Source organism: Hyphomicrobium sp. MC8b (genome assembly GCF_905067615.1).
Lineage (GTDB): Bacteria > Pseudomonadota > Alphaproteobacteria > Rhizobiales > Hyphomicrobiaceae > Hyphomicrobium_B.
Genome location: NZ_LR898465.1, coordinates 1,744,255 through 1,767,009, shown reverse-complemented (window position 1 = coordinate 1,767,009; position 22,755 = coordinate 1,744,255). Strand labels below are relative to the sequence as shown.

Annotated in this window: 19 protein-coding genes; 4 read left to right on the top strand and 15 right to left on the bottom strand. The window is 59.2% G+C overall.

The features are described 5' to 3' along the window. Positions 1-34: 34 nt before the first annotated feature. Positions 35-1,075, bottom strand: coding sequence for a rod shape-determining protein (locus ACLB1Z_RS08595; protein ID WP_013947109.1), 1,041 nt, complete (start codon positions 1,073-1,075; stop codon positions 35-37). Positions 1,076-1,277: 202 nt separating this feature from the next. After that, positions 1,278-2,858, bottom strand: coding sequence for a 2-isopropylmalate synthase (locus ACLB1Z_RS08590; RefSeq protein WP_013947108.1), 1,581 nt, complete (start codon positions 2,856-2,858; stop codon positions 1,278-1,280). 482 nt (positions 2,859-3,340) lie between these two features. Between ACLB1Z_RS08590 and ACLB1Z_RS08585 the strand changes: the two genes are divergently transcribed. Continuing rightward, positions 3,341-3,901 carry a cytochrome b gene (locus ACLB1Z_RS08585; protein ID WP_409562928.1) on the top strand — a complete coding sequence of 187 codons (561 nt, stop codon included), beginning with the start codon at positions 3,341-3,343 and terminating at the stop codon, positions 3,899-3,901. A 150-nt stretch (positions 3,902-4,051) separates the two neighbouring features. Here ACLB1Z_RS08585 and ACLB1Z_RS08580 read toward each other — a convergent pair whose 3' ends face one another. The 12 genes from ACLB1Z_RS08580 to ACLB1Z_RS08525 all read right to left on the bottom strand — a co-directional run bounded on the left by ACLB1Z_RS08580 (position 4,052) and on the right by ACLB1Z_RS08525 (position 18,263). Then, a complete protein-coding gene (locus ACLB1Z_RS08580) occupies positions 4,052-4,963 on the bottom strand; it encodes a PhzF family phenazine biosynthesis protein (protein WP_409562927.1) in 912 nt (303 codons plus the stop codon). A gap of 108 nt (positions 4,964-5,071) precedes the next feature. Continuing rightward, entirely contained in the window at positions 5,072-5,809 is a 738-nt protein-coding gene (locus ACLB1Z_RS08575) for an NUDIX hydrolase (RefSeq protein WP_409562926.1), read from the bottom strand. Between the two features lie 990 nt (positions 5,810-6,799). Further along, entirely contained in the window at positions 6,800-9,160 is a 2,361-nt protein-coding gene (locus ACLB1Z_RS08570; protein WP_409562925.1) for a TonB-dependent siderophore receptor, read from the bottom strand. 289 nt (positions 9,161-9,449) lie between these two features. Next, on the bottom strand, positions 9,450-10,469 hold the full coding sequence (gene ilvC / locus ACLB1Z_RS08565) for a ketol-acid reductoisomerase (RefSeq protein ID WP_409562924.1): 1,020 nt from the start codon (positions 10,467-10,469) through the stop codon (positions 9,450-9,452). A gap of 233 nt (positions 10,470-10,702) precedes the next feature. Further along, entirely contained in the window at positions 10,703-11,308 is a 606-nt protein-coding gene (locus ACLB1Z_RS08560) for a LysE family translocator (RefSeq protein ID WP_409562923.1), read from the bottom strand. 72 nt (positions 11,309-11,380) lie between these two features. After that, a complete protein-coding gene (gene ilvN, locus ACLB1Z_RS08555; protein WP_024275653.1) occupies positions 11,381-11,926 on the bottom strand; it encodes an acetolactate synthase small subunit in 546 nt (181 codons plus the stop codon). Positions 11,927-11,943: 17 nt separating this feature from the next. Further along, on the bottom strand, positions 11,944-12,618 hold the full coding sequence (locus ACLB1Z_RS08550) for a glutathione S-transferase family protein (protein ID WP_409562922.1): 675 nt from the start codon (positions 12,616-12,618) through the stop codon (positions 11,944-11,946). 2 nt (positions 12,619-12,620) lie between these two features. Then, positions 12,621-13,160 carry a hypothetical protein gene (locus ACLB1Z_RS08545; protein WP_409562921.1) on the bottom strand — a complete coding sequence of 180 codons (540 nt, stop codon included), beginning with the start codon at positions 13,158-13,160 and terminating at the stop codon, positions 12,621-12,623. Next, the gene (locus tag ACLB1Z_RS08540) at positions 13,157-14,923 is read right to left on the bottom strand and encodes an acetolactate synthase 3 large subunit (RefSeq protein WP_409562920.1); all 1,767 of its coding nucleotides are present in this window, start codon (positions 14,921-14,923) and stop codon (positions 13,157-13,159) included. Before ACLB1Z_RS08540 ends, ACLB1Z_RS08545 begins: the two co-directional genes overlap by 4 nt. An 83-nt stretch (positions 14,924-15,006) precedes the next feature. Then, positions 15,007-15,945, bottom strand: coding sequence for a tRNA (adenosine(37)-N6)-dimethylallyltransferase MiaA (gene miaA / locus ACLB1Z_RS08535; protein ID WP_409562919.1), 939 nt, complete (start codon positions 15,943-15,945; stop codon positions 15,007-15,009). Between the two features lie 58 nt (positions 15,946-16,003). Beyond that, positions 16,004-17,299 (bottom strand): carbohydrate porin, encoded by a 1,296-nt coding sequence (locus ACLB1Z_RS08530; RefSeq protein WP_409562918.1) that lies wholly within the window; start codon positions 17,297-17,299, stop codon positions 16,004-16,006. Between the two features lie 268 nt (positions 17,300-17,567). Beyond that, positions 17,568-18,263: a hypothetical protein gene (locus ACLB1Z_RS08525; RefSeq protein WP_409562917.1), complete on the bottom strand. Its 696-nt coding sequence runs from the start codon at positions 18,261-18,263 to the stop codon at positions 17,568-17,570. A gap of 254 nt (positions 18,264-18,517) precedes the next feature. Here ACLB1Z_RS08525 and ACLB1Z_RS08520 point away from each other — a divergent pair, with 254 nt between their 5' ends. The 3 genes from ACLB1Z_RS08520 to ACLB1Z_RS08510 all read left to right on the top strand — a co-directional run bounded on the left by ACLB1Z_RS08520 (position 18,518) and on the right by ACLB1Z_RS08510 (position 20,726). Beyond that, a complete protein-coding gene (locus ACLB1Z_RS08520; RefSeq protein WP_409562916.1) occupies positions 18,518-18,970 on the top strand; it encodes a pseudoazurin in 453 nt (150 codons plus the stop codon). A 193-nt stretch (positions 18,971-19,163) separates the two neighbouring features. Beyond that, positions 19,164-19,349, top strand: a complete 186-nt coding sequence (locus tag ACLB1Z_RS08515) for a hypothetical protein (protein WP_409562915.1) — start codon at positions 19,164-19,166, stop codon at positions 19,347-19,349. A 153-nt stretch (positions 19,350-19,502) separates the two neighbouring features. Continuing rightward, a complete protein-coding gene (locus tag ACLB1Z_RS08510; RefSeq protein ID WP_409562914.1) occupies positions 19,503-20,726 on the top strand; it encodes a hypothetical protein in 1,224 nt (407 codons plus the stop codon). A 61-nt stretch (positions 20,727-20,787) separates the two neighbouring features. Here the strand turns inward: ACLB1Z_RS08510 and ACLB1Z_RS08505 are convergent, their stop codons facing one another. Then, the gene (locus ACLB1Z_RS08505; protein ID WP_409562913.1) at positions 20,788-22,743 is read right to left on the bottom strand and encodes an ABCB family ABC transporter ATP-binding protein/permease; all 1,956 of its coding nucleotides are present in this window, start codon (positions 22,741-22,743) and stop codon (positions 20,788-20,790) included. Between the last annotated feature and the right edge of the window lie 12 nt (positions 22,744-22,755).

Genomic DNA, 22,755 nt, shown 5'->3' with positions numbered 1-22,755 from the left:
TTCCGCTGCTCTCAAATTCGAACGTCGATCAAACTCAAGGCTTGATCAAAAGATGCTCGCGCTCCTTGAGCGCTTCCAGAATAGCGGCCGATCCGGAGATCACACACTGCTCCGGCTGTTCGGGTACATGAACTTTGACGCCGATCCGCCGTTCGAGTTCCTGATCGAGCTTTGCAAGCTTCGATCCGCCTCCCGACAGGTGAATACCGCGCTCGCAAATGTCGGTCGAAATCTCGGGCGGAAGATCCTCGATTGTGTGTTGTATGAACTCGGCAATTTTCTCGATCGGCGGCTCCAGCGCCTCCGCGATATCTTGCGGGCTCAGCGTGACCGTCTTGGGCTTGCCCTCGCGAATCTCGCGGCCGCGAATGACGATCTCAGCCGTCTCGCCGTTGACAACGCGCGACGCCGACCCTGCCTCGATCTTGATGCGCTCGGCGTTCGCTTCGCCAATCAGCAGTTGATGACGGCGACGGACATAGCGCACGATGGCTTCGTCCATCGCGTTGCCGCCGCAGCGGATCGAGCTGGCCTGCACGACTCCACCCAGCGACAGCACTGCAACGTCCGTCGTACCGCCGCCGATATCGACGACCATCGAGCCCTTCGGCTCGTCGATCGGCAGCCCAGCGCCGATGGCCGCCGCCACAGGTTCTTCGACCAGATAGACCTTCCGCGCCCCCGCCAGCATCGCGGTTTCATAGACCGCCCGCCGCTCTACGGGCGTCGCGCCGGCAGGCACGCAAATCAGAATGCGCGGCCGAATGAACTCGACGAGGGATTTCGTGCGGCCGATGAACTGCCGCAGCATTTCTTCCGTGGCGACGAAATCGGCGATGACGCCATCGCGCAGCGGCCGAATCGTCTCGATGCTTTCCGGCGTCCGCCCAAGCATCTGTTTCGCCTTCTCGCCGACTGCCAGAACTTCGCGAACGCCGCCGCGCGAGCGAATGGCGACCACTGACGGCTCGTTCAGGATCACACCGCGTCCGGCAACGAAAACGAGCGTGTTGGCCGTGCCGAGATCGATGGCAATGCTGTCGGAGAAAGCTCTTTTGACACCTAAACCAAACATCCCGTGAATCCGGCCCACTTCATGTCGCCCAGCTTATGGGACGTACGGCGTTTATCAAGGTCACCCGCCATCGAGGCGAGTTGAGTGCCCGAATGGTTACCGGTCACGGCATGTTCATACACAGACAAACGCCGGCGGGGTAGCATGCTACGAATGTGGCACGCTGCCCCGACCAAAGTCCGACGAAATTCGGGCTTTTTACTTAGAACGCCTGCTGTGCCTGCGCCGTTTTCTGGCGTTTGACGACGAGCTTGTTAAGCGCAGCCACGTAAGCCCGCGCCGAGGCGACGAGCGTGTCGGGATCGGCCGACCGCCCCGTTACAGCCCGGCCCTCTTCTTCGAGCCGCACCGAAACTTCAGCTTGGGCGTCCGTGCCCTCGGTCACCGCGTGCACCTGATACAGTGCCAAGCGCGCGTTATTCGGCAACAGTTGCTTGATGGCGTTGAAAGTTGCATCAACAGGTCCATTGCCGACAGCCTGCACCGTCTTCGACTGGCCGTCGATATCGAGCGTCAGCGTCGCCGTCTGGGGTCCCATCGTTCCGGCAATGACCGTCAACGCCGTCACCTTCACGGCATCGTTCATGTGCGCGACGCCCTCATCGACCAGCGCTTCGATGTCCTCGTCGTAGATGTGCTTTTTTCGGTCGGCGAGCGCCTTGAAGCGATTGAAGGCGTCTTCCATGGCGTTATCGCCGAGATTGTAGCCCAGTTCCTTGAGCTTCGACTTGAACGCTGCGCGGCCCGAGTGCTTGCCCATGACGAGCGACGACTTCATGACGCCGACGGACTCGGGCGTCATGATTTCATACGTCTCGGTATTTTTCAAAACGCCATCCTGATGGATGCCGCTCTCGTGCGCGAAGGCGTTCCGGCCGACGATGGCCTTGTTGTACTGCACCGGGAAATTCGTGACTGCCGACACGAGCTTCGAGGCCCGCGACAGCATCTCCGACTTGATGCCGGTGTGATAGGAGAGCAGATCGTGGCGCGTGCGGATCGCCATGACGATCTCTTCCAGCGCCGCGTTGCCTGCACGCTCGCCGAGACCGTTGATCGTGCACTCGATCTGTCGCGCACCCGCGCGAATACCTGCCAGCGAGTTCGCCACCGCGAGGCCGAGGTCGTCGTGGCAATGGGTCGAGATCACAACCTTGTCCATGCCCGGAACGCGCGTCTTCAGCATCGTGATGAGGTCGAAATATTCCTCCGGCAGCGCGTAGCCGACAGTGTCGGGAATGTTGATCGTCGTCGCACCGGCTTTGATCGCTGCTTCGACCACACGGCACAGATAATCGTGCTCGGTCCGCGTGGCGTCCATCGCGCTCCACTCGACGTCGTCGGTGTAGCCGCGCGCCCGCGTCACCGAAGCGACGACGCGCTCATAGACCTGTTCTTGGCTGAGCTGGAGTTGGTGCTGGCGATGCAGCGGCGACGTGCCGATGAAGGTGTGAATGCGGCCACGCTTCGCTGGCTTGATCGCTTCGCCCGCCCGATCGATGTCGTTGAAGTTCGCTCGCGCCAGGCCACAGATGACCGACTGCTTGGCAAGCTTGGCGATTTCCGTCACCGCCTCGAAGTCGCCTTCCGACGCGATCGGAAAGCCCGCTTCGATGATGTCGACACCCATGGAATCGAGAAGCTCGGCGACTTGCAGCTTCTCCTCGAACGTCATCGTAGCGCCGGGGCACTGCTCACCGTCGCGCAGAGTTGTATCAAAAATGATGATCTTGTCGTCATCGCGCTGCTGTTCGGGCGCAGCGCCTTTGCTTGGGGACGTCATTGTATTCATCCTTTGCCGGGCGACCTCTGGGGCTCGCCACTGATCGCTCTCAATCTCGAAGTCCTGGCCGTCCAATCCCCTGGGCACCAACCCGGCGGACAGCCGGGCGTCATGCGGCCCAGGGGCCGGTAAGGAGAAGCGAAAGCAGGAGCTTGGGCGCAAAAGATCCGCCGCGCGTGCTCGAAAGCGGCGCAAAAGAAACGGCGATGTCGGTCGCGCAAGCCATAACGGCAATTAATCCAAGAAAACCGGCCAAAGGTCCAGTCCGGCGTCAATAGCCGATCTGCCCCCCCAAAATCAAGCTGCCCTACCGTCGCGCCGCTGAGGGACGCCAAACGGACGCCGAGACGGATTTTGCCGGCTTTGCCGTTTCATAACCTCAAGCCATCCAATTTTGAAACGTTGCCAACATTGATCAGCCTCAATTCGGCCCGAGCGCTTATATGCCGGTGTAGTCCAACAGGTTTCGTGGAGAATTTTTCGTGACCGTCGCCACAAATTCATCTGTCAACTCTAGCAGCTACCCTCCGACAGCGATCGCACTGCACTGGATCATGGCAGTCTTGATCGCGGCTGTATTCACCGCCATCGAACTGAAGGGCTACTATCCGAAGGGCAGCGAGACACGAGCTCTTCTTGCTTCAATTCATATGATGCTAGGCATCACGGTGTTGCTGCTGGTCATCATCCGCATCGGCATTCGCTCGCACAACGGCACGCCGCCGATCATTCCTCGCCCGGCAGTATGGCAGACCGCCATCGCACACCTGACCCATTTGATCCTCTACGCCGCAATGATCGGCATGCCTCTGCTTGGCTGGATTATGGTAAGCGCGGCCGGTCACTCCGTGCCCTTCTACGGGCTTTCACTTCCGCCAATAGTCGGTGAGGATAAAGCCCTCTCCCACAATCTGGAAGAAATCCACGAGTTCATCGGCAACGCTCTTTACTATGTAATCGGCCTCCACGCCGTTGGCGCGCTGTTCCACCACTACGTGCTGAGGGACAACACACTGATCCGCATGGTGCGGACGAGCCGCTGATGTAATCTTCTATCCCGCTGGGGAGAGGAGATTGCGATGGCAGGTATCGCCGCCCATCACTGTCATCCTCGGGCTTGTCCCGAGGATCCCTCGGGCATCGCCACCCCCATCAAAATGGTCCTCGGCATAAAGCCGAGGATGACAAGGCGCTCAGAGCTTGAGCACGCCCTCGGCCACGCGCACCGCGTAGCCGCCAATGCGAACGCCATCGAGCTTGCCACGCGCAATCGACATCGTCAGCGAAATGGCGCTTGGCCGGCCCATCTCGAAGCCCTGCTCGATCGGGCGCTTGTGCATGCCGTCGGGAAGCGCGTCGAAGCCTTGGACAACATAGGCAAAGCTTGCAGCCGCCGACCCCGTCGCCGGATCTTCCGGCACGCCGATGTCCGGCGCGAACATCCGCGCATGAAACGCCGATTGCGTACGCACGCACTGCCGCGTGTATAGGTAGACGCCCAAAATCCCTCGATCGCCGAACGCCCGCGCCCAGTGCTGCGGCGCGACGCGAACCTTCGCCATTGCTTCGAGATTGGCGACGGGAATGTAGGCAAACGCCGGAACGCCACGGATTAGCGTCGGCTTGTGATTTTCAAACCCGATCTCCGCCGGAATGAGCCCGACCGATGCCGCGATCTGCTCCGGTTCGGAAAGCGACTCGATCGGGTTCGTCATCTTCGGCGCGTCGAACTCGCCGAACGACGCCCCACCGCCCCGCATCCGCACGCCGACGCGAATGCTGCCGACTTCCTCTTCGAGCGCGATGATCGCATCGCCATGGCCGTTGCCGAGCGGCGCACGCAACTCGGCCAACAGGATCGCCGTTCCGATCGTCGGATGACCGGCGAACGGCAGCTCACGCGTCGGCGTAAAGATGCGAATGCGCGCCGTGTGACCGGGACTCGTCGAGCTCAAAACGAAGACCGTTTCGGAGAGATTGAACTCGCGCGCAATGGTCTGCATTTCCGTGGCGCTCAAATGATCGGCGCCAAGAACCACCGCAACCGGATTGCCGCCGAACGGCCGCTCCGTGAAAACATCAAGAACGTGATAGTTAAGCGCCACGCGCCGGTCTCCCCGCTGTCGGCTGCGCAGCCAAACCCCGCGCGAGCGGCGGCACCATGCGGCAAGGTTTTGCCTGCGCCAAGCCCTTTTTTCCCATTCGAAAGCTCTTTAGCGCGCGACCAAAAGTGCTTCGAGTAACGCACGCGCATGCGGAAGAACCTTGAGATTTGCGAGATCGTCGAGGTGGCCGACCGGAATGACGCTCTCGATTTCGGGATCATCCGTCGTCGCATTGTGGCGCGCAACCTGCGAGACAAACTCTTCCGACGTCATCGGAAGATAGAACGGCACCGCAAAGCACAGGTGTACGCCTGCCCGCGCAACGATGAAGCCTTCTTCGCGCTTCAAGCTGCTTCCGGCTTCCCCGATTTCCTCATCGACCTCGCGCTCGACGCTGCGGCCTATATCAATCGTTCCATCGGGAAGAACGTCGTTCTGATCGATGAAGCCCGACGGCAGATAGGCGAATCCGTGATTGACGTTCCCCGGCCGCTGCATGATCAGCATGAAATTCCCGTCGGACGAGCGAATCAGCGCCGAACCAAAGCCGTCGATAACGCCGGATTCTGGAAATCCTTGCCCGCGCCAATAGAGATAGCTTTTGAAATCGGTCCGAATGAGCGTGGCGTGAATTTCGCTGCCGACAGAGCGAGCGTCTTTCGTCAGGTAGACGATGCCGTTGAAATAATTTGAATTGAAGGCTTTCGCCTTTTCCCAATTGGCCTCGATCTCCGCTGCATACTCTTCGGCAAATGGCCAAGGCGCGTCGATCACCTTCAGCATGCAATTCGATACGACTTTCACGCCATTTTCGTGCGGAAAGCCGCCTTCGGACATATCTTGCATTCTCACCTTCATCATAGGCAGCGCGGAGAAAAATCCCCGCCGCATCAGCCACAATTAAGTCTCGGTTTGATTAAAACCGAAAATCGCCAGCACCGTGCAAATTCAAATGCTCAACATGCCGATATTCGGATCGATTTCGGCTCCGGACTCTTTTCGCAGATTTTCACGTCAGCCTTTTGTTGAGCCAAGTTTGGTCATGACGCGGCCAAGATTCGACAGCCATATACCGTTAACGACAGCGTCGCTGGGGGGCGACAGTCAAGATCTCCCAGCACCTCTGAGCCGGTTTCAAATCCTGGTGTTGCGCCAGGGTTGTAGAGCGCGATGAGGTGCCAATGGGATCATCTGCCGCCCGATGGAAACTCCATCGGGCTCACGCAGCGGTCGCGCTGCGTTAGAGCCCCTTCAAATCCGAAGATGCCGTGTATGCGGCAGTATTCGGAAACGGGCGGCAGAGGTCCCCGCTCCTCTGCCGCCCGCGTTAGTCCCGGCCTGCGCCCGCAAGGGCCAAGGCTGGAAATGACGTGGACCGCCCGCGCTGCCGCACGTAAACCCTCCCCAAGAGCGCGGCAGTGCGGGTTGGTTCCGCGTTATCGCTGACAGTCTCCCTCTATCCCTGTACTTTGGACTAACGTCATCGGCGGCGCAGCCGGGATGCAGCCGCATGGTAGCTCTCCCGAGATCACGCCGCGGCCCGCTCGACGAATTGCTGGCGGCCGCAAGCTTTGCCGCTCAATGGAAACGGACGCTTGGGCCGAGCCCCAGGATGACACTTTCACCTGAAATCAAATGCACAACAAAAAACGCGGTAGCCAAGACGGCCACCGCGCTTTTTTGAAACCTTCCTGCGCGCCCAAGCGCATGGCGGATCAGTTTTTGCCCTTGTCCACAAACTTGTTCTTGCCGATCCAAGGCATCCTGCCACGCAGCTTCGCGCCGACTCCCTCGATTTGTGTGCGTCGTGCAAGAGGCAAAACCCGCGATGTATACTCAATATTTGTAGGTCAGGCTGGTCGTAATCGTACGGGCCTCCCCGATGAAGCAGTCGCCGCGCGCGAGGCACGTGCTGTAATACAGCTTGTTTTCGAGGTTCTTGCCGTTGAGCTGCCAGCGCCAATGTTCGGTTTCATAAGCGATCATGGCATCAAAGAGCGTCACATCCGGAACTTGTATCGTGTTCGTTTCATCCCACGAAGCGCCGATGTAACGAACACCGCCGCCCATGGACCAGCCTTTAAGACCAGGCTGATCGAAATCCCAGACCGCCCAAAGCGACGCAACGTTTTTGGGGATCGATTCGATCTGGTTGCCCGCGTACTCGTAATCGCCAGCGTATTCAGCTTGCGTATACGAATAGCCAAGAACGCTCTTGAGATTTTTCGTCAGCCTACCAACCAACTCGATTTCGAAGCCTTTGACTTCGGCCTCGCCGATCTGAGCAGAATAGTTCGGATTGATTGGGTCCGCGACCAGACGGCCGGTATCGTTGATGTCGTAGATCGCGCTATTGATGGAAAAATATGAACCGACTGGCTGATACTTGAAGCCGACCTCATATTGGCGGCCCTCTTGCGGATTGAATGCAGCGCCTGTTCGGGCAAAGCCAACGACCGGTATGAATGACTCCGCATAGCTGAAATATGGCGTGAAGCCATTCGAAAACTCATACATCAGCCCGGCACGATATGTCGTCGCCTCGTCCGCTTGGCTTGAGCCGTTTGTCGTGTTGTCCACCCAGTCGTGGCGCAAACCAAGCACCGCGAGCCAGTTACCGAGACGAATTTGGTCCTGACCATAGAGCCCGGTCTGGACAACCGACTGCCGGTCGCAAGCTGGTGTCTTAGGCGCGGCCGTAAAAGCATACGACTGCCCCGCACAACTGCTTCCTACCCAATTCGCGTCTCCGTAGACCGGGTGATAAATATTGAACGGCCTCTGGGAAAAATCGGGATTCGCATCGTACGCATAGTCCCAGCCCTGGGTCGCATGGAAGTGTGTGAAGTCGATGCCAGCCAGCACTTTATGCTCCAGCGGACCGGTTCCGAACTTGGCTTCGAGGTTGGTATCCTGGTTGAAGACCTGAGTATCGGTGATCGACATCCAGCGATACCGCGATAGCTCCTCCTGCGCCGCATCGAGATAATCCCAATTAACGGCGACGGCGCTGTAGTCATTGTGGATATCGGCGTAACGCGAGGCATGCTGCAACTTCAGCCACGAGTTAAACTTGTGCTCGACGAGCACTGTGCCCGCCATAGCGTCGGTGTCGTAGTGATCGCCCGGCTCCCCAGCAAACGTGTCCCACGTGATGCGCTTACCATTCACGTTGGGGAAGATCGTGCCTATATGCGGAAAGAATTGCGCGGTCGAACCCGTGCGATCGCGCTGGAAGTCGCCAATGACCGTGATCGTAGTGTTATTATCCGGACGGTAGCTGATCGCCGGAGCCAGAGCATAGCGGTCGTTAGGAACGTACTTCACCTGGGTATCAGCATCGCGTGCAACGCCGGTTAATCGATACGACCACTTGCCGTCCGTGGTCATTGGTCCGGTCAGATCGAAATTGACCTGCTTGAAGTCGAACGAGCCATATTGCACGCCGATCTCGCCTGCGGTTTCAGACTGCGGTCGCTTCGAGACGGAATTGATGATGCCGCCGACCGCCGCTTGTCCGTAAAGCACGGATGCCGGGCCTCGAAGCACTTCAATGCGTTCGAGGAAATAAGGCTCAAGCCGGTAATTGTAGGTGTAATAGCCGAAGGTGCGGCGCAAGCCATCTAGATATTCGGGAACTTCGGTGCTGCCGCGGATAATGGGACCGTCGGTGCGGCTATCGAGGCCGTAGCCATCTGCCACCACGCCGGGAACATAGCGCAAGGCGTCCTGCACGCTTTGGGCATCCTGATCCCGGATCTGTTCGGCACCCACCACTGAAATCGATTGCGGTATTTCGTTAAGCGGCGTGTCGGTCTTCATGCCGGTTTCGGTAGCCGCAGCAAGATAATCTGTGACAGGGCCGTACGGTGTATTCCGTCCGGCTCTTGAATTGATGATGCCCGCTGGCTTTGGGGCGGTAGATGGCTGTGACGTCGTCACCGCCTGTACCGGCTTGGCCTTCGCTTTGGCTTTCGAAACCTTTTTCTTCTGCACCTTTCCCTCTACGACCATGCTCGGCAGCACGTCCGGGGTCGGAGGCGAATCGGAAGGGGGACTATCAGGCGTGCCGACTGAAGGCGATCCGGCAGCGGCTGAAGGATCGGTTTCCGCCGTCTGTGCAAAGATCGGCGATGAAGAAGCGACGGAGCTGAAAACGACGGACGCGGCAACACCCACGTACTTCGATCGAGACATATAAGTATCCTGTAGTCTGCAAGACTATGGCGTCAGCCGGTGCATCTCCCGCGAAAACAAGCCCCGGAGTCGCACAATTATATACCAAATCGGTATAGAACAAACCGTCATCGCCGCATCATGGGCACTCCATCGTCACGAAGTGACACATAAGCGACAGTTGTGATGCACGGCGCTCGCCTGCTCAGACCATGAGGATCTCAGAACAGCAAAAAAAACGGCGGCCTCGAAGGCCGCCGTGTGTCTGTCGAACGAAACCGCCGCCAAACGCGCCAAAGCGCGTCGCGGATCAGTTCTTGCCTTTGTCGACAAGCTTGTTCTTGCCGATCCAAGGCATCATACCGCGCAGCTTCGCGCCGACTTCCTCGATCTGGTGCGCGTCGTTGATACGGCGCGTCGCCTTGAAGTTCGGCTGCCCCGCCTTGCATTCGAGCATCCAGTCGCGCACGAAACGGCCCGTCTGAATGTCGGCGAGCACGCGCTTCATCTCCGCCTTCGTCTCCGGCGTAACGATCCGCGGACCAGTCTTGTATTCACCGTACTCGGCCGTGTTCGAGATCGAGTAGTTCATGTTGGCGATGCCGCCCTCGTAGATGAGGTCGACGATCAGCTTCACTTCGTGCAAGCACTCGAAATACGCCATCTCCGGCGCATAGCCCGCTTCGACCAGCGTTTCGAAACCGGCGCGGATCATCTCGACGAGACCGCCGCACAGCACGGCCTGCTCACCGAACAAGTCCGTTTCGCATTCTTCCTTGAAGGTCGTCTCGATCACGCCCGAACGGCCGCCGCCGATCGCCGACGCATACGAGAGGAACAGGTCGAGCGCGTTCCCGCTCTTGTCCTGATGCACCGCGACGAGGCACGGCACGCCGCCGCCCTTCTGGTATTCGCCGCGCACCGTGTGGCCGGGACCCTTCGGCGCAACCATGCCGACGTCGAGGTCTTCGCGCGGCTCGATCAGGTTGAAGTGAACGTTGAGGCCGTGGGCGAACAGCATCGCTGCGCCCTTCTTCATGTTGGCTTCAAGATGCTCTTTGTAGATATCAGCCTGCAATTCGTCGGGCGTCAGCATCATGATGACGTCTGCCCACTTCGCAGCGTCCGCGACTTCCATGACCTTGAGACCGGCCTGCTCTGCCTTCTTTGCCGAAGGCGAGCCCTTGCGCAGCGCGATGACGATGTCTTTCACGCCGGAGTCTTTGAGGTTCAGCGCGTGCGCATGGCCCTGGCTGCCATAGCCGACAATAGCGACCTTCTTTGATTTGATGAGGTTGATGTCGGCATCACGATCGTAATAGACGCGCATGGGCGGCCTCTCGGGTTCCCCGGTCGAAATCGACGTTCGGGCTGGGTTGAAAGCAATGGCGGCCCGGATGGTTGTGAAACCGGGCGCCCTGAAATCTGGGCGGAACCTACAGACATCGGATCGAGGATTCAACGGCCCGCGGACACTGCCGGCAGGCCGAAACTCGGATATTTCACCGCAGCCTTTCGCCCATGCTGCATAGCGAAATTAACCCAAAATGCGTCCTCGAACCTTCAGATCATCTCCTTCACGATAGGCCATAGCGACGCGACGAGCGCGACCGCCATGACGACGTTGAAAATGCGCATTGACCGCTCATCCTTGAGAAGCGGACGCAGCGACGTGCCGAAGAACGCCCAGCTCGACGCCGAAACGGTCGACACGATGGTAATGACGGTCGCAAGCGTCGCGATATCCGCCCAGAGGTTATCCGGCGTGATGTAATTGGCTGCAATGCTAAGGCAAACCATCCATCCTTTCGGATTGACCCATTGAAATAAGGCCGCCTCCAGAAAGGTCATAGGCCGCGCATCCCCGCTGGCGATCGGATCAGTCGCGCCGGCGGTTCCAATACGCCAAGCCAGCCAGAGAAGATAAGCAACGCTAATGATGCGAAGAACGGAATAAAGCCCGGGAACCAGAACGAGCAACCGCCCCACGCCGAGCGCAATCGCCAGCAGCAGAACGGTAAAGCCGATTACGACGCCGAGAATGTGCGCGCGCGTTCGGAAAAAACCGAAGTTCACACCGGACGCGAGCAACATCGTATTGTTCGGTCCCGGCGTCATCGCCGATACGAACGCAAACGCAACGAGTGAGAGGAAAAGTTCGTGAGACATGTCTCTTCACCAGCACGGTGAACCGGCTGCGCGTCCCAATCCAGAAAGGAAACTGCCGCCGAAGAAAAGAACTCAGCTTGCGGCGCCACGGCCGATCGCTGCGATGCCGGTACGGGAAACCTCGACGAGGCCCAGCTCCGACATCAGTTGAATGAACGTCTCGATTTTCGAGGACTTGCCGGTGACCTCGAAAACGAAATGCTCAGTCGACGTATCGACGACCTTCGCCCGGAAAATCTCGGCCAGCCGCAGCGCCTCGATGCGCTTCTCGCCTTTGCCGCCGACTTTTACGAGTGCCAGCTCGCGCTCGATCGAAGCGCCCTCTTCCGTCAGATCGCGGACGCGATGCACCGGCACGAGGCGTTCAAGCTGCGTTTTGATCTGCTGGATCACCGCCGGCGTGCCGTTGGTCACGATGGTGATGCGCGACAGATGCCGCTCATGCTCGACCTCGGTCACCGTCAGCGACTCGATATTGTAGCCCCGCCCAGCGAACAGACCGATGACGCGCGCCAGCACGCCCGGCTCGTTGTCGACGACGACGGACAGTGTCCGCGACACGATCTCCTGCGAACGGGAGGGGCTCGGATAGTGCGACTGCTTCAAAGGTTCGGACATCGTCGGTCTCTGCGTTCTCAAACAAAACTTTCAACGAGGGTGTGGCCGGCAGCATAATCGGGAATGCTCCACGGCTCGGCGAGGGCGGCGTCGCGCCAGGCAGCGAACGATAGATGCGCCAGCACCGCATCCATATACGTTCGCGTCGCTTCGCGGACGGGAATTTGATAACTATCGAAGCGCGTGACGACCGGCGCATACATGGCGTCCGCCGCCGAGAACGCTCCGTAGAGGAACGGTTGTCCGCCACCGAAGCGATTGCGCGCTTCCGACCAGATGTCTTCGACGCGATCGATCGCCGCCTGCAGCGGCTCGGTGATCTGCGGCGTTGCGAAGCGTGCGCCGAGGTGCATCGGACACGCTTGCCGCAAGGCCTGAAAACCCGAGTGCATCTCATTGGAAACCGCACGTGCATGCGCCCGTGCGTTGCCGTTCTGCGGCCAGATCGCAAACTCCGGAAATTTCTCCGCGACATACTCGATGATCGCGAGGCTTTCCCAGACAGTCACATCGCCGTCGATAAGCGCCGGGACTTTCCCCGAGGGCGAAAACTCCAGCATCCGCCCGCGGCTCTCCGGCGTCCGCAGCGGAATGATCTCTTCCTCGAACGGAATGTCAAAGTGGGACAGCACAAGCCACGGCCTGAGCGACCACGACGAATAGAGCTTATTGCCAATGACGAGCTTCAACATCGTTATTTGCCGTTGCCCGTCGCGTCGTCGCTGTCGGCTTCGCCGGGCTTTCTCGGCGGAAACACAGCCTTCAGAAAGATCGGCATGCCGTCCTTGTCGATCATCTTCTTGAGAGCCTCGGCTTGCTTCGTCGAAATCTTGTATTGCCGGAACGCCGCGACGAAGCGGGCGCCCATACCGCGCGCAATGTCTTCCGGCGCCGGAGTTCCCATGCGCACGCGGTCCGCTTGCGGAATGCGCGCATAGATTTGCGCCAGCACCTGGCTGTGCATGTAGTCCTGCGCCAAGCACGACTCGAGCCCCGGCGAATACTCGCTGGCAAGCATCTGCGTCCGGTAGCAGGCGTCAAGAAACTTCAGAACGCCTGCCGAGCCTTCACGCTGATGCAGCGCCCCGAGACGCCGCGCTGCATCTTTGATGTTGGCGACGTGGTCCCAGGTTTGTTTGGCGGCCAACGTCCCCGGCATGGCGACGAGCGTCATCGCGAAAACCGCGATGACGGCACCAAAAATTCCGAAACCTGTTCCCCCGTGCTTTGTCAAACCAGCACCTTTCCTGCTTCGCCGATCGCATTCTCGACTTCGTCGTCCGTGATGTTCTCGCCGAGAAGCATTTCGTTGTGGGCCTTCCCCGATGGGATCATCGGGAAACAGTTCGCAAGCTTGGCGACCCGGCAATCGAAGATCACGGGGCCTTTCGTGTTGATCATCTCGTTTATAGCATCATCGAGATCGGCGGGATGCTCGCAACGCATGCCTGTCCACCCGTAGGCTTCGGCGAGCTTCACGAAATCCGGCAAGGCTTCGGTGTAGCTTTCCGAGAGGCGATTGCCGTGCAGAAGCTGCTGCCACTGCCGCACCATGCCCATGTACTCGTTGTTCATGATGAACACCTTGACCGGCAAACGGTACTGCACCGCCGTCGAGCACTCCTGAATGTTCATCAGGATCGACGCGTCACCCGCAACGTCAATGACGAGCGATTTCGGATGCGCAAGCTGTACGCCGATCGCGGCGGGCAATCCATAGCCCATCGTACCGAGGCCTCCCGACGTCATCCAGTGGTTCGGCTCATCGAAGTGGAGGAACTGCGCCGCCCACATCTGATGCTGCCCGACCTCCGTCGTGAAATAGGTGTCGCGATTCTTCGTCAGTTCGTTGAGCCGCTGACACGCATATTGCGGCATGATGATGTCTTTGGAGTTCTTATAAGACAGCGATTTTTTCGTCCGCCACCCGTCGATCTGCTTCCACCATGCCTTGTGCGCAGCCTTGTCGAGGATCGGCGCCTTCGCCTTCCACACGCGTAGCATGTCTTCGAGCACGTAAGCGCAGTCGCCGATGATCGGAATATCGACCATGATGTTCTTGTTGATCGACGACGGATCGATATCGACATGAATCTTCTTCGAGTTCGGCGAAAACGCATCGACGCGTCCCGTGATCCGATCATCGAAGCGCGCGCCGATGTTGATCATCACGTCGCAATCATGCATCGCGAGGTTGGCTTCGTAGGTGCCGTGCATGCCGAGCATGCCGAGCCACTGCTTATCCGAGGCCGGATAAGCGCCAAGCCCCATCAGCGTCGACGTGATCGGATACCCGGTCAGCCGCACGAACTCGCGCAACAGCTGACTCGCCTTCGGCCCGGAGTTGATAACGCCGCCGCCGGTATAGAACACCGGGCGCTTCGCATTCGCGATCAGATCGACCGCTTCGCGCACCGCCTGCTGCTCCGGCTTCAGCTTCGGCCGGTAGGTCTTATGCTGGATGTTGGAGGGCCCAACGTAGTTGCCCGTCGCAAATTGCACATCCTTCGGGATATCGACCACCACCGGACCCGGACGGCCCGTGCGCGCGATGTGGAAGGCTTCGTGCAGAACACGAGCGAGGTCGTTGATGTTCTTCACCAACACGTTGTGCTTCGTGCACGGACGCGTAATGCCGACCGTATCGCATTCCTGGAACGCATCATTGCCGATGAGGTGCGTCGGCACCTGCCCGGTGATGCAGACGAGCGGAATCGAATCCATCAGCGCATCGGCAAGGCCCGTCACCGCATTGGTTGCGCCAGGCCCCGACGTCACGAGGCAGACGCCGACCTTCCCCGTTGAGCGCGCATAGCCTTCAGCCGCATGCAGCGCACCACCTTCCTGGCGGACCAGGATGTGCCGGACCTTCTCCTGCTGGAAAAGCTCATCATAGATCGGAAGAACGGCGCCGCCCGGATACCCGAAAACGAACTCGACGCCTTGGTCAGCCAGCGCAGTCAACACCATTTCCGCGCCGGTCATCGTGCGTGCCATCGTCAAACTCCTCTACAGGCTTGCCGCCTGCCAACATTTCGAAATTGCGGGGAACCTAGGCGCACGATCCTATTTGGTCAACGCTAACGGTGAATAAATGCGAAAATTTCACGCAGTGAACTTTCCATATATTTCGTTTGAACAGGAATCCAAGAAATCATATGACTTTTTAGCCAAGTTTCCTGCCGTTTGATGTACTGACGAGTCTCCGCCTGCGATGCCGCCACCGCCTCCCCGACGCTGATCTCGCCCCGTCCAACTCCGATCAGCGGCCGAACGCCGATTGCCCGCATCGCCGGTAACCCGGCATCGAGTTGCATCTCGGACAAAGCATGAGCCTCATCGCCCGCCCCTTCGCGCATCATCGCGGCGAAACGCGCATCCGCACGAGCGTGAAGCTCAGCCCGGTCGACGCGAACTACCAGACGCACAGTCTCCGCTTCGTTCAAGACGGGCGCGCCCTTAAGGGTTTGCCACTCGGCCAGCGACCGCCCCGTCGATTCCAGAACTTCAAGCGCGCGTACGATCCGCTGCGTATCCGCGGATTGAAGCCGCCCCGCCATGACTTCATCCCGCGCCGCAAGCTCTACATGCATCGCCTCTGCACCGCGCCGTGCCGCCTCCGCTCGCCAATGCGCGCGCACGTCGTCATCGATCTCGGGAACAGGTGAGAGCCCTTCGAGGAGTGCCTTGAAGTAAAGCCCGGTGCCCCCGACGACGATAGGCCGCCGTCCTTGCGCCTGGGCGCTTGCAATCGCCTCTGCCGCATCGCGGACGAAACGGCCCGCCGAATACGCTTCTTGCGCCGGCACGAAGCCATAGAGCGCATGCGGCACCCGCGCTTCGTCGGCCGGCGTCGGACGTGCCGTCAGGATGCGCAGCTCGCGATAGACCTGCATGCTGTCGGCATTGACGATCGTGCCGCCAACCTGCTCCGCAATCGCCATTGCGAGCGCCGACTTGCCGCTGGCCGTCGGGCCGGCAATCAAAATGGGGCGCAGGTCTGTTTCTGTGCTGCTCATGAAAAGGCCTCCTAGCGCTGTGGCACTAGGAGGCGCAAGTCAGACGGTAGAAGTCAGATTAATAATTGAGCGTCGTCCGGACGCCGAACACGGCCGCATCTTTCTCCGGCACGGCCGGATTGTTCTCGCTCGGCACCCGGCCGCCTGGGTTCCAGATATACTGGAAATCAGGAGCAACAGAGAAGCCGGGCGAGATCTTTGCAGTATAGTTCAGTTCGACCACGGACTCGTAGTCGGAGATGACCGTCTGACCATCATCGATCTGAGCCTGCTGCAGCTTGTCCGAGACATGGCCATAGGCAAAGGCGGCGCCGAATGAATCATCCTTGCGCCCCGGCACGAAGCCAGTGAACACGATGCCGGTATCGACGTAGGTGTTGATCAGATTCTGCTTATCCGGCGAGCCACCGAGGCGAACGAACGCGCTAACCGCTTCATCATGCGCGCCCTTCCAGATCTGCTGGTCGATGATGCCATAGATGCCGGAGCTGGTATCCAGCTCGTTCGGATTGAGAAATTCCGGCGCGTAATGATTGAACTGCTTCCAGCCGCCGAACTTGAACGTGCCGGGCAGGCCGATGTTGTATTTATACTGCGCTTCGACCATCAGCAGCGGCGCATCCTGCAGACGGAAGTTCACGCCATGCGGGTTGTCGGCCTGCGGATCATCCGCAAACGGATCCGCCGGGCTGCCGTTGAACACCGCAGCGAGAATGTTGAGATTATCCGTCGGCTGATACTGAACACGCACGCCGAGCGACGCCAGCGGATATCCTGGACCACCGGCAGCCATGTTGTTGGCTGTCGCGGCCGACCAGCCGAACGTGCTGTTGAGAAATACAGCAGCCGTATCGCTGATAAAGAATTCGCTATCGGCTGCCAGCGAACCGATACGCACCTTCACCTTGTCATCCAGCAGCGACTGCTCGAACCACAACTCGAACAAGCGCAACCGCTCGTCGCCTTCGATGTTGCTCGGTGGGAAAATGTTGCCGATGCGCTGCGTCGCCGGACCGACACCGTTCAGGTAATAGGCGCTGGCGTGAATAGCCCCGCCCTTCCAGCCGAACATCTTATCGAGATCGAAATCCGTAAACGCGGAAACCAAGCCGTCGTAGTTCGAGCCCTGCGAGTTGCCGCCCTTGGCGACATTCCAGTACTCGCCGATGTACCCCACACCGTAGAGGATGCCCTGCTTCGCCAATGAGGCCCGCATCGGATCATCCCAATCGCGAGCAATCGAATCCTCCGGCACGCCGTTGGCAGAAGCGTCGTCAGCCTTTGCGGCGACGGTGGACACGAGAGTGCCCAGCGCAAAGACCGGCAAGATGCCGGCCACGAGTTTCGATCCCATCGTCATTCCCCCAAACGCCGGACACCGCACCTCGACGTCCCGGCCATTGAACCCGTTGCCTCCCGGCCCAATGAAATGAACAGAAGATACTTGACGCGACCAGTCAACATTGGAGTTCAAAAACGCTATCCTTCCCCCATTGCCTGCTGGGGGCTGTTGCCATTTTGCAATCATTGGCGACGCCGATCAGGTTCGACATGTCGCAGAGCGGGACCATTTCGATCCGTCAGTGGGCGTTTCATCTCCCGGCGGGCAGGCGAGGCCCGAATCACTTCGAAGAAAGATCAGCGCTCCTGCGCGCCGCATCAGAAAAGGGCAGCTCCCGCCCCGTCCATCGCCGCCAGACTGCCGCAACGCGCGGACGTGCCGCGGCCCAGACCTTCCGAACCTCCGCCATCGTCCGCGCTTTGACGACGCGACCGTAGCGCCAGACCCACGATGCCCGGATCTGCGCATAAAGGGCATCCTTCCACGGCACGAACCAGTTGAAGAGCGCAGCAAACCAGCCGATCCGCATCAGCGCGGGTTTCACCAACAGAAAGACGCGCGCGATAAGCGCCGTCGACGCGATCTTGGCCCCGACCAACAGCAAGGTCGCCGACAGAAAATGCTCATTCGCAAGCAACCAGATCGCCACGAACTTCAGCGGCAGCAACAGCGAGGTTGGCAAGGCCAGCGCAATGAGCGCCGCATAAGGCGGCAGACGTGCCAGCAACCGCTCGATCGCCGCAATCGGCGCGAACGCTGCCAGCCGCCCGAGCAGGTTCGAAAGCGGCCGCCATCCCCACTCTTCGAAAAGGATGATCAGCGCTGCAGTAATATTAAGCGCCGTTATCAGCGGCCCGCGCACGATGCTCCAGGCTGTCCGCAGAAGCTCGCGAAGCGTCCAGATCGCAATGACCGCACCGCGCCAGAGTGCGCCGAGAACCGTTTTAACCGTCTGACGAAATCGATCCGTACTCAACCGCTTCTCGCTCTTTCAAAACCATGCTGCCGACCGAAGCGGATTGTATCATCCGCTGCTGAACCGGGGATAAGTGTTTCCGAACTGCGAGTCCCGCGCGCCGTCTCTTAGACAACACCCAACGCACCTTCCGGCCGGCTCCGCGCCGCGGAGGCGGAAGGCGCAACACAAAAGCGCGGCAAAACGGCGCTTGAGAAGCCGGCGATCCTATTCTATACGTTTTTCGTAAACAAAAAGCCGGGGTGAGGAAACACATGAAGCTGACCCATCAAATTTTGATGGCGGGAGCCATTACCCTGGTTACCGTCTCCGCTCCGCATGTCGCCAGCGCTGCCGAGCACATCATCGAAATGCGCAACAAGGACGACGCCGGCAATCTCATGGTCTTCGTTCCAGGCTTTGTGAAGGCCGAAGTCGGCGACACCATTAAGTTCGTCCCGACCGACAAGGGCCACAACGCTCAGAGCGTGCCGAACATCTGGCCGGCAGACGTACCGGAAGTGAAAGGCCCGTTTAGCAAGGAAGTCGTCTTCAAGGCCGAGAAAGATGGCCTCTACATTTTTAAATGCCTGCCCCACTACGGCATGGGCATGGTCGCCCTCGTCCAGGTCGGCAAGCCCGTCAACCTCGACGCGGTGAAGTCATTCGTCGCAACGGGCAAGGCGAAACAGCGTCTCGACGCCGAAGTCGCGAAGGTAACGCCGTAACGGAATCGAGTAGAGCCCGAGGTTGTCCTGGAAGGGCCGAAGGCTAAGCTCGTGCTAACCCCGAGATGGGTCTCCCGGCCCCAGATCTCGGGGTTAGCTTTTTCATTTCAGGGTCTCGCAATGATCAAACGCAACGCGACTTTTGCAGGCTTTGCGTTATTCTGCCTCTGCTGAAACGCGAGGATGATTGTCCATGGCTTATTTGCTTGAAGAGAAGCGGCGCGACTTGGTCGCGTCGGGCAATCGCCACACCTATCTCGGGAACGGCGACGTCTTCGTTGGCCGCCCGCTCGCCATCCGTTTCGCAACCCGCGACGAAGCCGAAACGAAACGCGCCAAACTCCCCAACCCCGACAACTGGATCATCGTCGAAGACTGATGATGCTTGCGCCGGGATGCCAGTTCGCAGTCCGCAGTATTTAGAACACTGATCAGAATTCATCATGCCGCAAACCGATCGGATTGGATGGTTGCAGATTGCAAACATCTCTGCACAAATTAATTGTGCTCAACCGTGCGTATCGGGGCCGTCGTGAAAATTGTCCTTGGTTTCTTGGCTATTCTCGCTTCCTGCGGCATTTGCGATGCCGGTCCTGTTTGCACGCCCAAAGACAGCAACGCGCGTATTCTTAGTGCGCCATCGCCGATGGCAATCGATCCGCAATGGACAGGGGAAAGCCACATTGGCACCGGCTGGTCTTTTGACGTGACCGAACGAGTTAACTCCGCAACCGGTGCTTTCGCTAAGGGCAATTTGCATGGAACGCGAGGCGGCATCGCACAAAGGGATGTCTACGTTTTACTTTCCGAGTGGGCCTGCAATGAAGCGCACCCTGATTTCGTCGAGCGCGTAGATGGCGATGTTCCGCTCGACCCTCTCCCCAAAACTTTCTGGGTGCGAACGGAGAGCGGAAGGCTTGTCAAGCTCGTCATTACGAGTCACGGGCGGATTGTGCCCATGAGCAAAAATTTCACCGGAGTAAAAACAAAAGACACTGAGAACCAGAACGTTCGCAGCTATCACCTCAACTACAAAATAGTGCCAGTCGATAAAGTTGTGAAAGAAGATGGCCTTATCGTCGGATATGAACTGCTTATTCCGCCGCTGCGGCGAAGGGAGGCTCTCATAGTCACCTACGCGACGCAAAGGCCGTTCGAAGTTGCCGAAGGAGGTACGGGCTACGAAGACATAACATTTACCTGGAAATACAATCACGCCGATTCTGGCCGGACACGCGTGCTCTTTTCCGAGTTCAACGGTCCGCAGGAGATGAATCACCTGGGCACATGGCAGACGGATCTAGTGGTGAACGGCAATGTTCTCGTTTCTCGCCACTTCACACTGCTCGACGCTACTGGCAAAGACCATTCGAAGGACGGGCTGGAGAACACCTCCGCAAACGCAAATCCCTTCGAAGATTTTATCGGCACCTGGGCGCACACAGTCGACGATTGCAAAATTCAGTCTGCTGAAGGTCTAGATAATGTCACACGGCGCCAATCCGGAATGGTCGGAATTTGTGGCAACGAGGTCGACCTGCTTTACGAGGCCTTTCGCTGTACGGCTGAAAATATCAATAACAATGGACAGCTCATGGATGTGGACTTCTCCTGCCAAACCAAGGACTACGATCCAGAGAAACAGCACGTTCAGCTGAAGGCCAGCAACACAAACGCGCTACAATTCATGACCGCAAATTTCGGCATTGTTGGCAATTATGTGCGTTGCGCGCAGACTTACTCATGCGATCGGTGAAGGTACCTGAACTTCCAGCGCCCGGCATCGACTTGAAGGCGGCCATCCAAGGAACGAGCGACTACTCCTGCTCGGCGCGCTCCAGCAGCGACGCGTCGCTCGAGCCAATCCGCGGCGGCAGCTCGCCGGCTTCTTCCAGCGCATGCGCGAGATCCTCGCGCGCCTTCTCCGCTTGCCGCTGACGCGCCCAGAGGCTCGCGTAAAGCCCATTCTTCGCAATCAGCTCAGCGTGCGTCCCCTGCTCGGCGACGCGCCCATCTTCGAACACCAAAATCATGTCCGCATGCACGATGGTCGATAGCCGGTGCGCGATGACGACCGTCGTCCGATCCTTCGACACACGGTCGAGCGCGTCCTGAATTTCCTTTTCCGTATGACTATCGAGCGCGCTCGTTGCCTCGTCCAGCAGCAGGATCGGCGGCGACTTCAGAATCGTCCGCGCAATCGCAACGCGCTGCTTCTCGCCGCCCGAGAGCTTCAGCCCGCGCTCGCCGACCATCGTGTCGTAGCCGTCGGGAAGCGCCCGCACGAAATCGTCGATCTGCGCTAGCTTCGCCGCTGCGTAAACTCCTTCGTCCGTGGCGTCGGCACGGCCATACTTGATGTTGTAGAAAATCGTATCGTTGAACAACACCGTATCCTGCGGCACGACGCCGATGGCCGATCGCAGCGAGGCTTGCGTAACGTCGCGCAAATCCTGCCCGTCGATCAGAATGCGACCACTCGTGACATCATAAAATCGCAGCAAGAGGCGCCCGACCGTCGACTTGCCCGCACCCGACGGTCCGACGATAGCGACCATCTTTCCCGCCGGCACTTCGAACGACACGTCCTTCAGAATAACGCGCTCAGGATCGTAGCCGAAGCGAACGTGATCGAACCGGATGGCACCGCCCGAGACATCGAGCCGCTTCGCGCCCGGTCGATCCGCGACTTCCGGATTCTGTTCCAGCACCTCCATCATGCGCTCGATGTCGGTCAGACCCTGCTTGATCTCGCGATAGACCATGCCCATGAAGTTCAGCGGCATGAAGAGCTGCAGCATCAGCAGGTTCACCATCGCGAAATGCCCGACGGTGTCTTTGCCCGCCACGACATCATTCGCCGCCATCACGAGACAGATCGTCAGCGCAATCGTGAAGATGACCGCCTGCCCCGAGTTCAAGACCGCAAGCGACGTATAGGTCTTGATGCTCGCCTTCTCGTAAGACGCCATCGACTTATCGTAGCGCGCGGCTTCCCGGCCCTCGGCGCCGAAATATTTGACGGTCTCATAATTCAGCAGACTGTCGATCGCCTTGGTGTTGGCATCGGTGTCGCTTTCGTTCATCGCGCGCCGGATCGACAGCCGCCAGTCGGTCGCCCGGATCGTGAACCAGAGATACGCCGCGATCATGCCGACGATGGTCACGATGTAGCGCCAGTCGAACTCGTAGGCGCACACGGCGATGATCATGAGAAACTCGACAATGGTCGGGATCAGCGTCATCAGCGCCATGCGGCTGATGTTCTCGATGCCCGTCCGCCCGCGTTCCAGAACGCGCGTCAGTCCGCCGGTCTTGCGTTCGAGATGAAACCGCAGCGACAGCCGGTGCATGTGCTCGAATGTCGACAAGGCGAGCTTGCGTACCGCGTGCATTGCGACGCGCGCGAACATGCCTTCACGGACCTGCACCAACAGCGCCATCACGATACGGGCGATGCCGTAGAACAGCACAGCCAGCACCGGCGCGCCGACGAGCCACGGCAGCGTCTGGCTCGATGCGACATGGCCGCCGGACGCAGCGACCAGAGCGTCCGTCGCCCATTTCAACGTAAACGGTACGCCGACCGTCACCGCTTTTGCGATAACGACGATGACGAACGACCACACCACCGTGCGCCGCAGATCCGGGCGGTCCTGCGGCCAGACATAGGGCCACAAGGCCCTCAAAACCCGAGATGTTTCGGTGGACGGAATAAGGCGCGCCAAAAGCCCGCTTCTGGGCGCGCGCATGCTGACGGAAGTTCTTTGCATTCGGCCTGAAAT

Excerpts from the sequence above, each read along its gene's own strand:
- ACLB1Z_RS08575 (WP_409562926.1), bottom strand. The coding sequence starts at position 5,809 with ATGCAAGATATGTCCGAAGGCGGCTTTCCGCACGAAAATGGCGTGAAA.
- ACLB1Z_RS08570 (WP_409562925.1), bottom strand. The coding sequence starts at position 9,160 with ATGTCTCGATCGAAGTACGTGGGTGTTGCCGCGTCCGTCGTTTTCAGC.
- ilvC (WP_409562924.1), bottom strand. The coding sequence starts at position 10,469 with ATGCGCGTCTATTACGATCGTGATGCCGACATCAACCTCATCAAATCA.
- ACLB1Z_RS08540 (WP_409562920.1), bottom strand. The coding sequence starts at position 14,923 with ATGGCACGCACGATGACCGGCGCGGAAATGGTGTTGACTGCGCTGGCT.
- ACLB1Z_RS08505 (WP_409562913.1), bottom strand. The coding sequence starts at position 22,743 with ATGCAAAGAACTTCCGTCAGCATGCGCGCGCCCAGAAGCGGGCTTTTG.
- ACLB1Z_RS08515 (WP_409562915.1), top strand. The coding sequence starts at position 19,164 with ATGGCTTATTTGCTTGAAGAGAAGCGGCGCGACTTGGTCGCGTCGGGC.
- miaA (WP_409562919.1), bottom strand. The coding sequence starts at position 15,945 with ATGAGCAGCACAGAAACAGACCTGCGCCCCATTTTGATTGCCGGCCCG.
- ACLB1Z_RS08520 (WP_409562916.1), top strand. The coding sequence starts at position 18,518 with ATGAAGCTGACCCATCAAATTTTGATGGCGGGAGCCATTACCCTGGTT.
- ACLB1Z_RS08560 (WP_409562923.1), bottom strand. The coding sequence starts at position 11,308 with ATGTCTCACGAACTTTTCCTCTCACTCGTTGCGTTTGCGTTCGTATCG.
- ACLB1Z_RS08595 (WP_013947109.1), bottom strand. The coding sequence starts at position 1,075 with ATGTTTGGTTTAGGTGTCAAAAGAGCTTTCTCCGACAGCATTGCCATC.
- ACLB1Z_RS08590 (WP_013947108.1), bottom strand. The coding sequence starts at position 2,858 with ATGACGTCCCCAAGCAAAGGCGCTGCGCCCGAACAGCAGCGCGATGAC.
- ACLB1Z_RS08550 (WP_409562922.1), bottom strand. The coding sequence starts at position 12,618 with ATGTTGAAGCTCGTCATTGGCAATAAGCTCTATTCGTCGTGGTCGCTC.
- ilvN (WP_024275653.1), bottom strand. The coding sequence starts at position 11,926 with ATGTCCGAACCTTTGAAGCAGTCGCACTATCCGAGCCCCTCCCGTTCG.
- ACLB1Z_RS08530 (WP_409562918.1), bottom strand. The coding sequence starts at position 17,299 with ATGGGATCGAAACTCGTGGCCGGCATCTTGCCGGTCTTTGCGCTGGGC.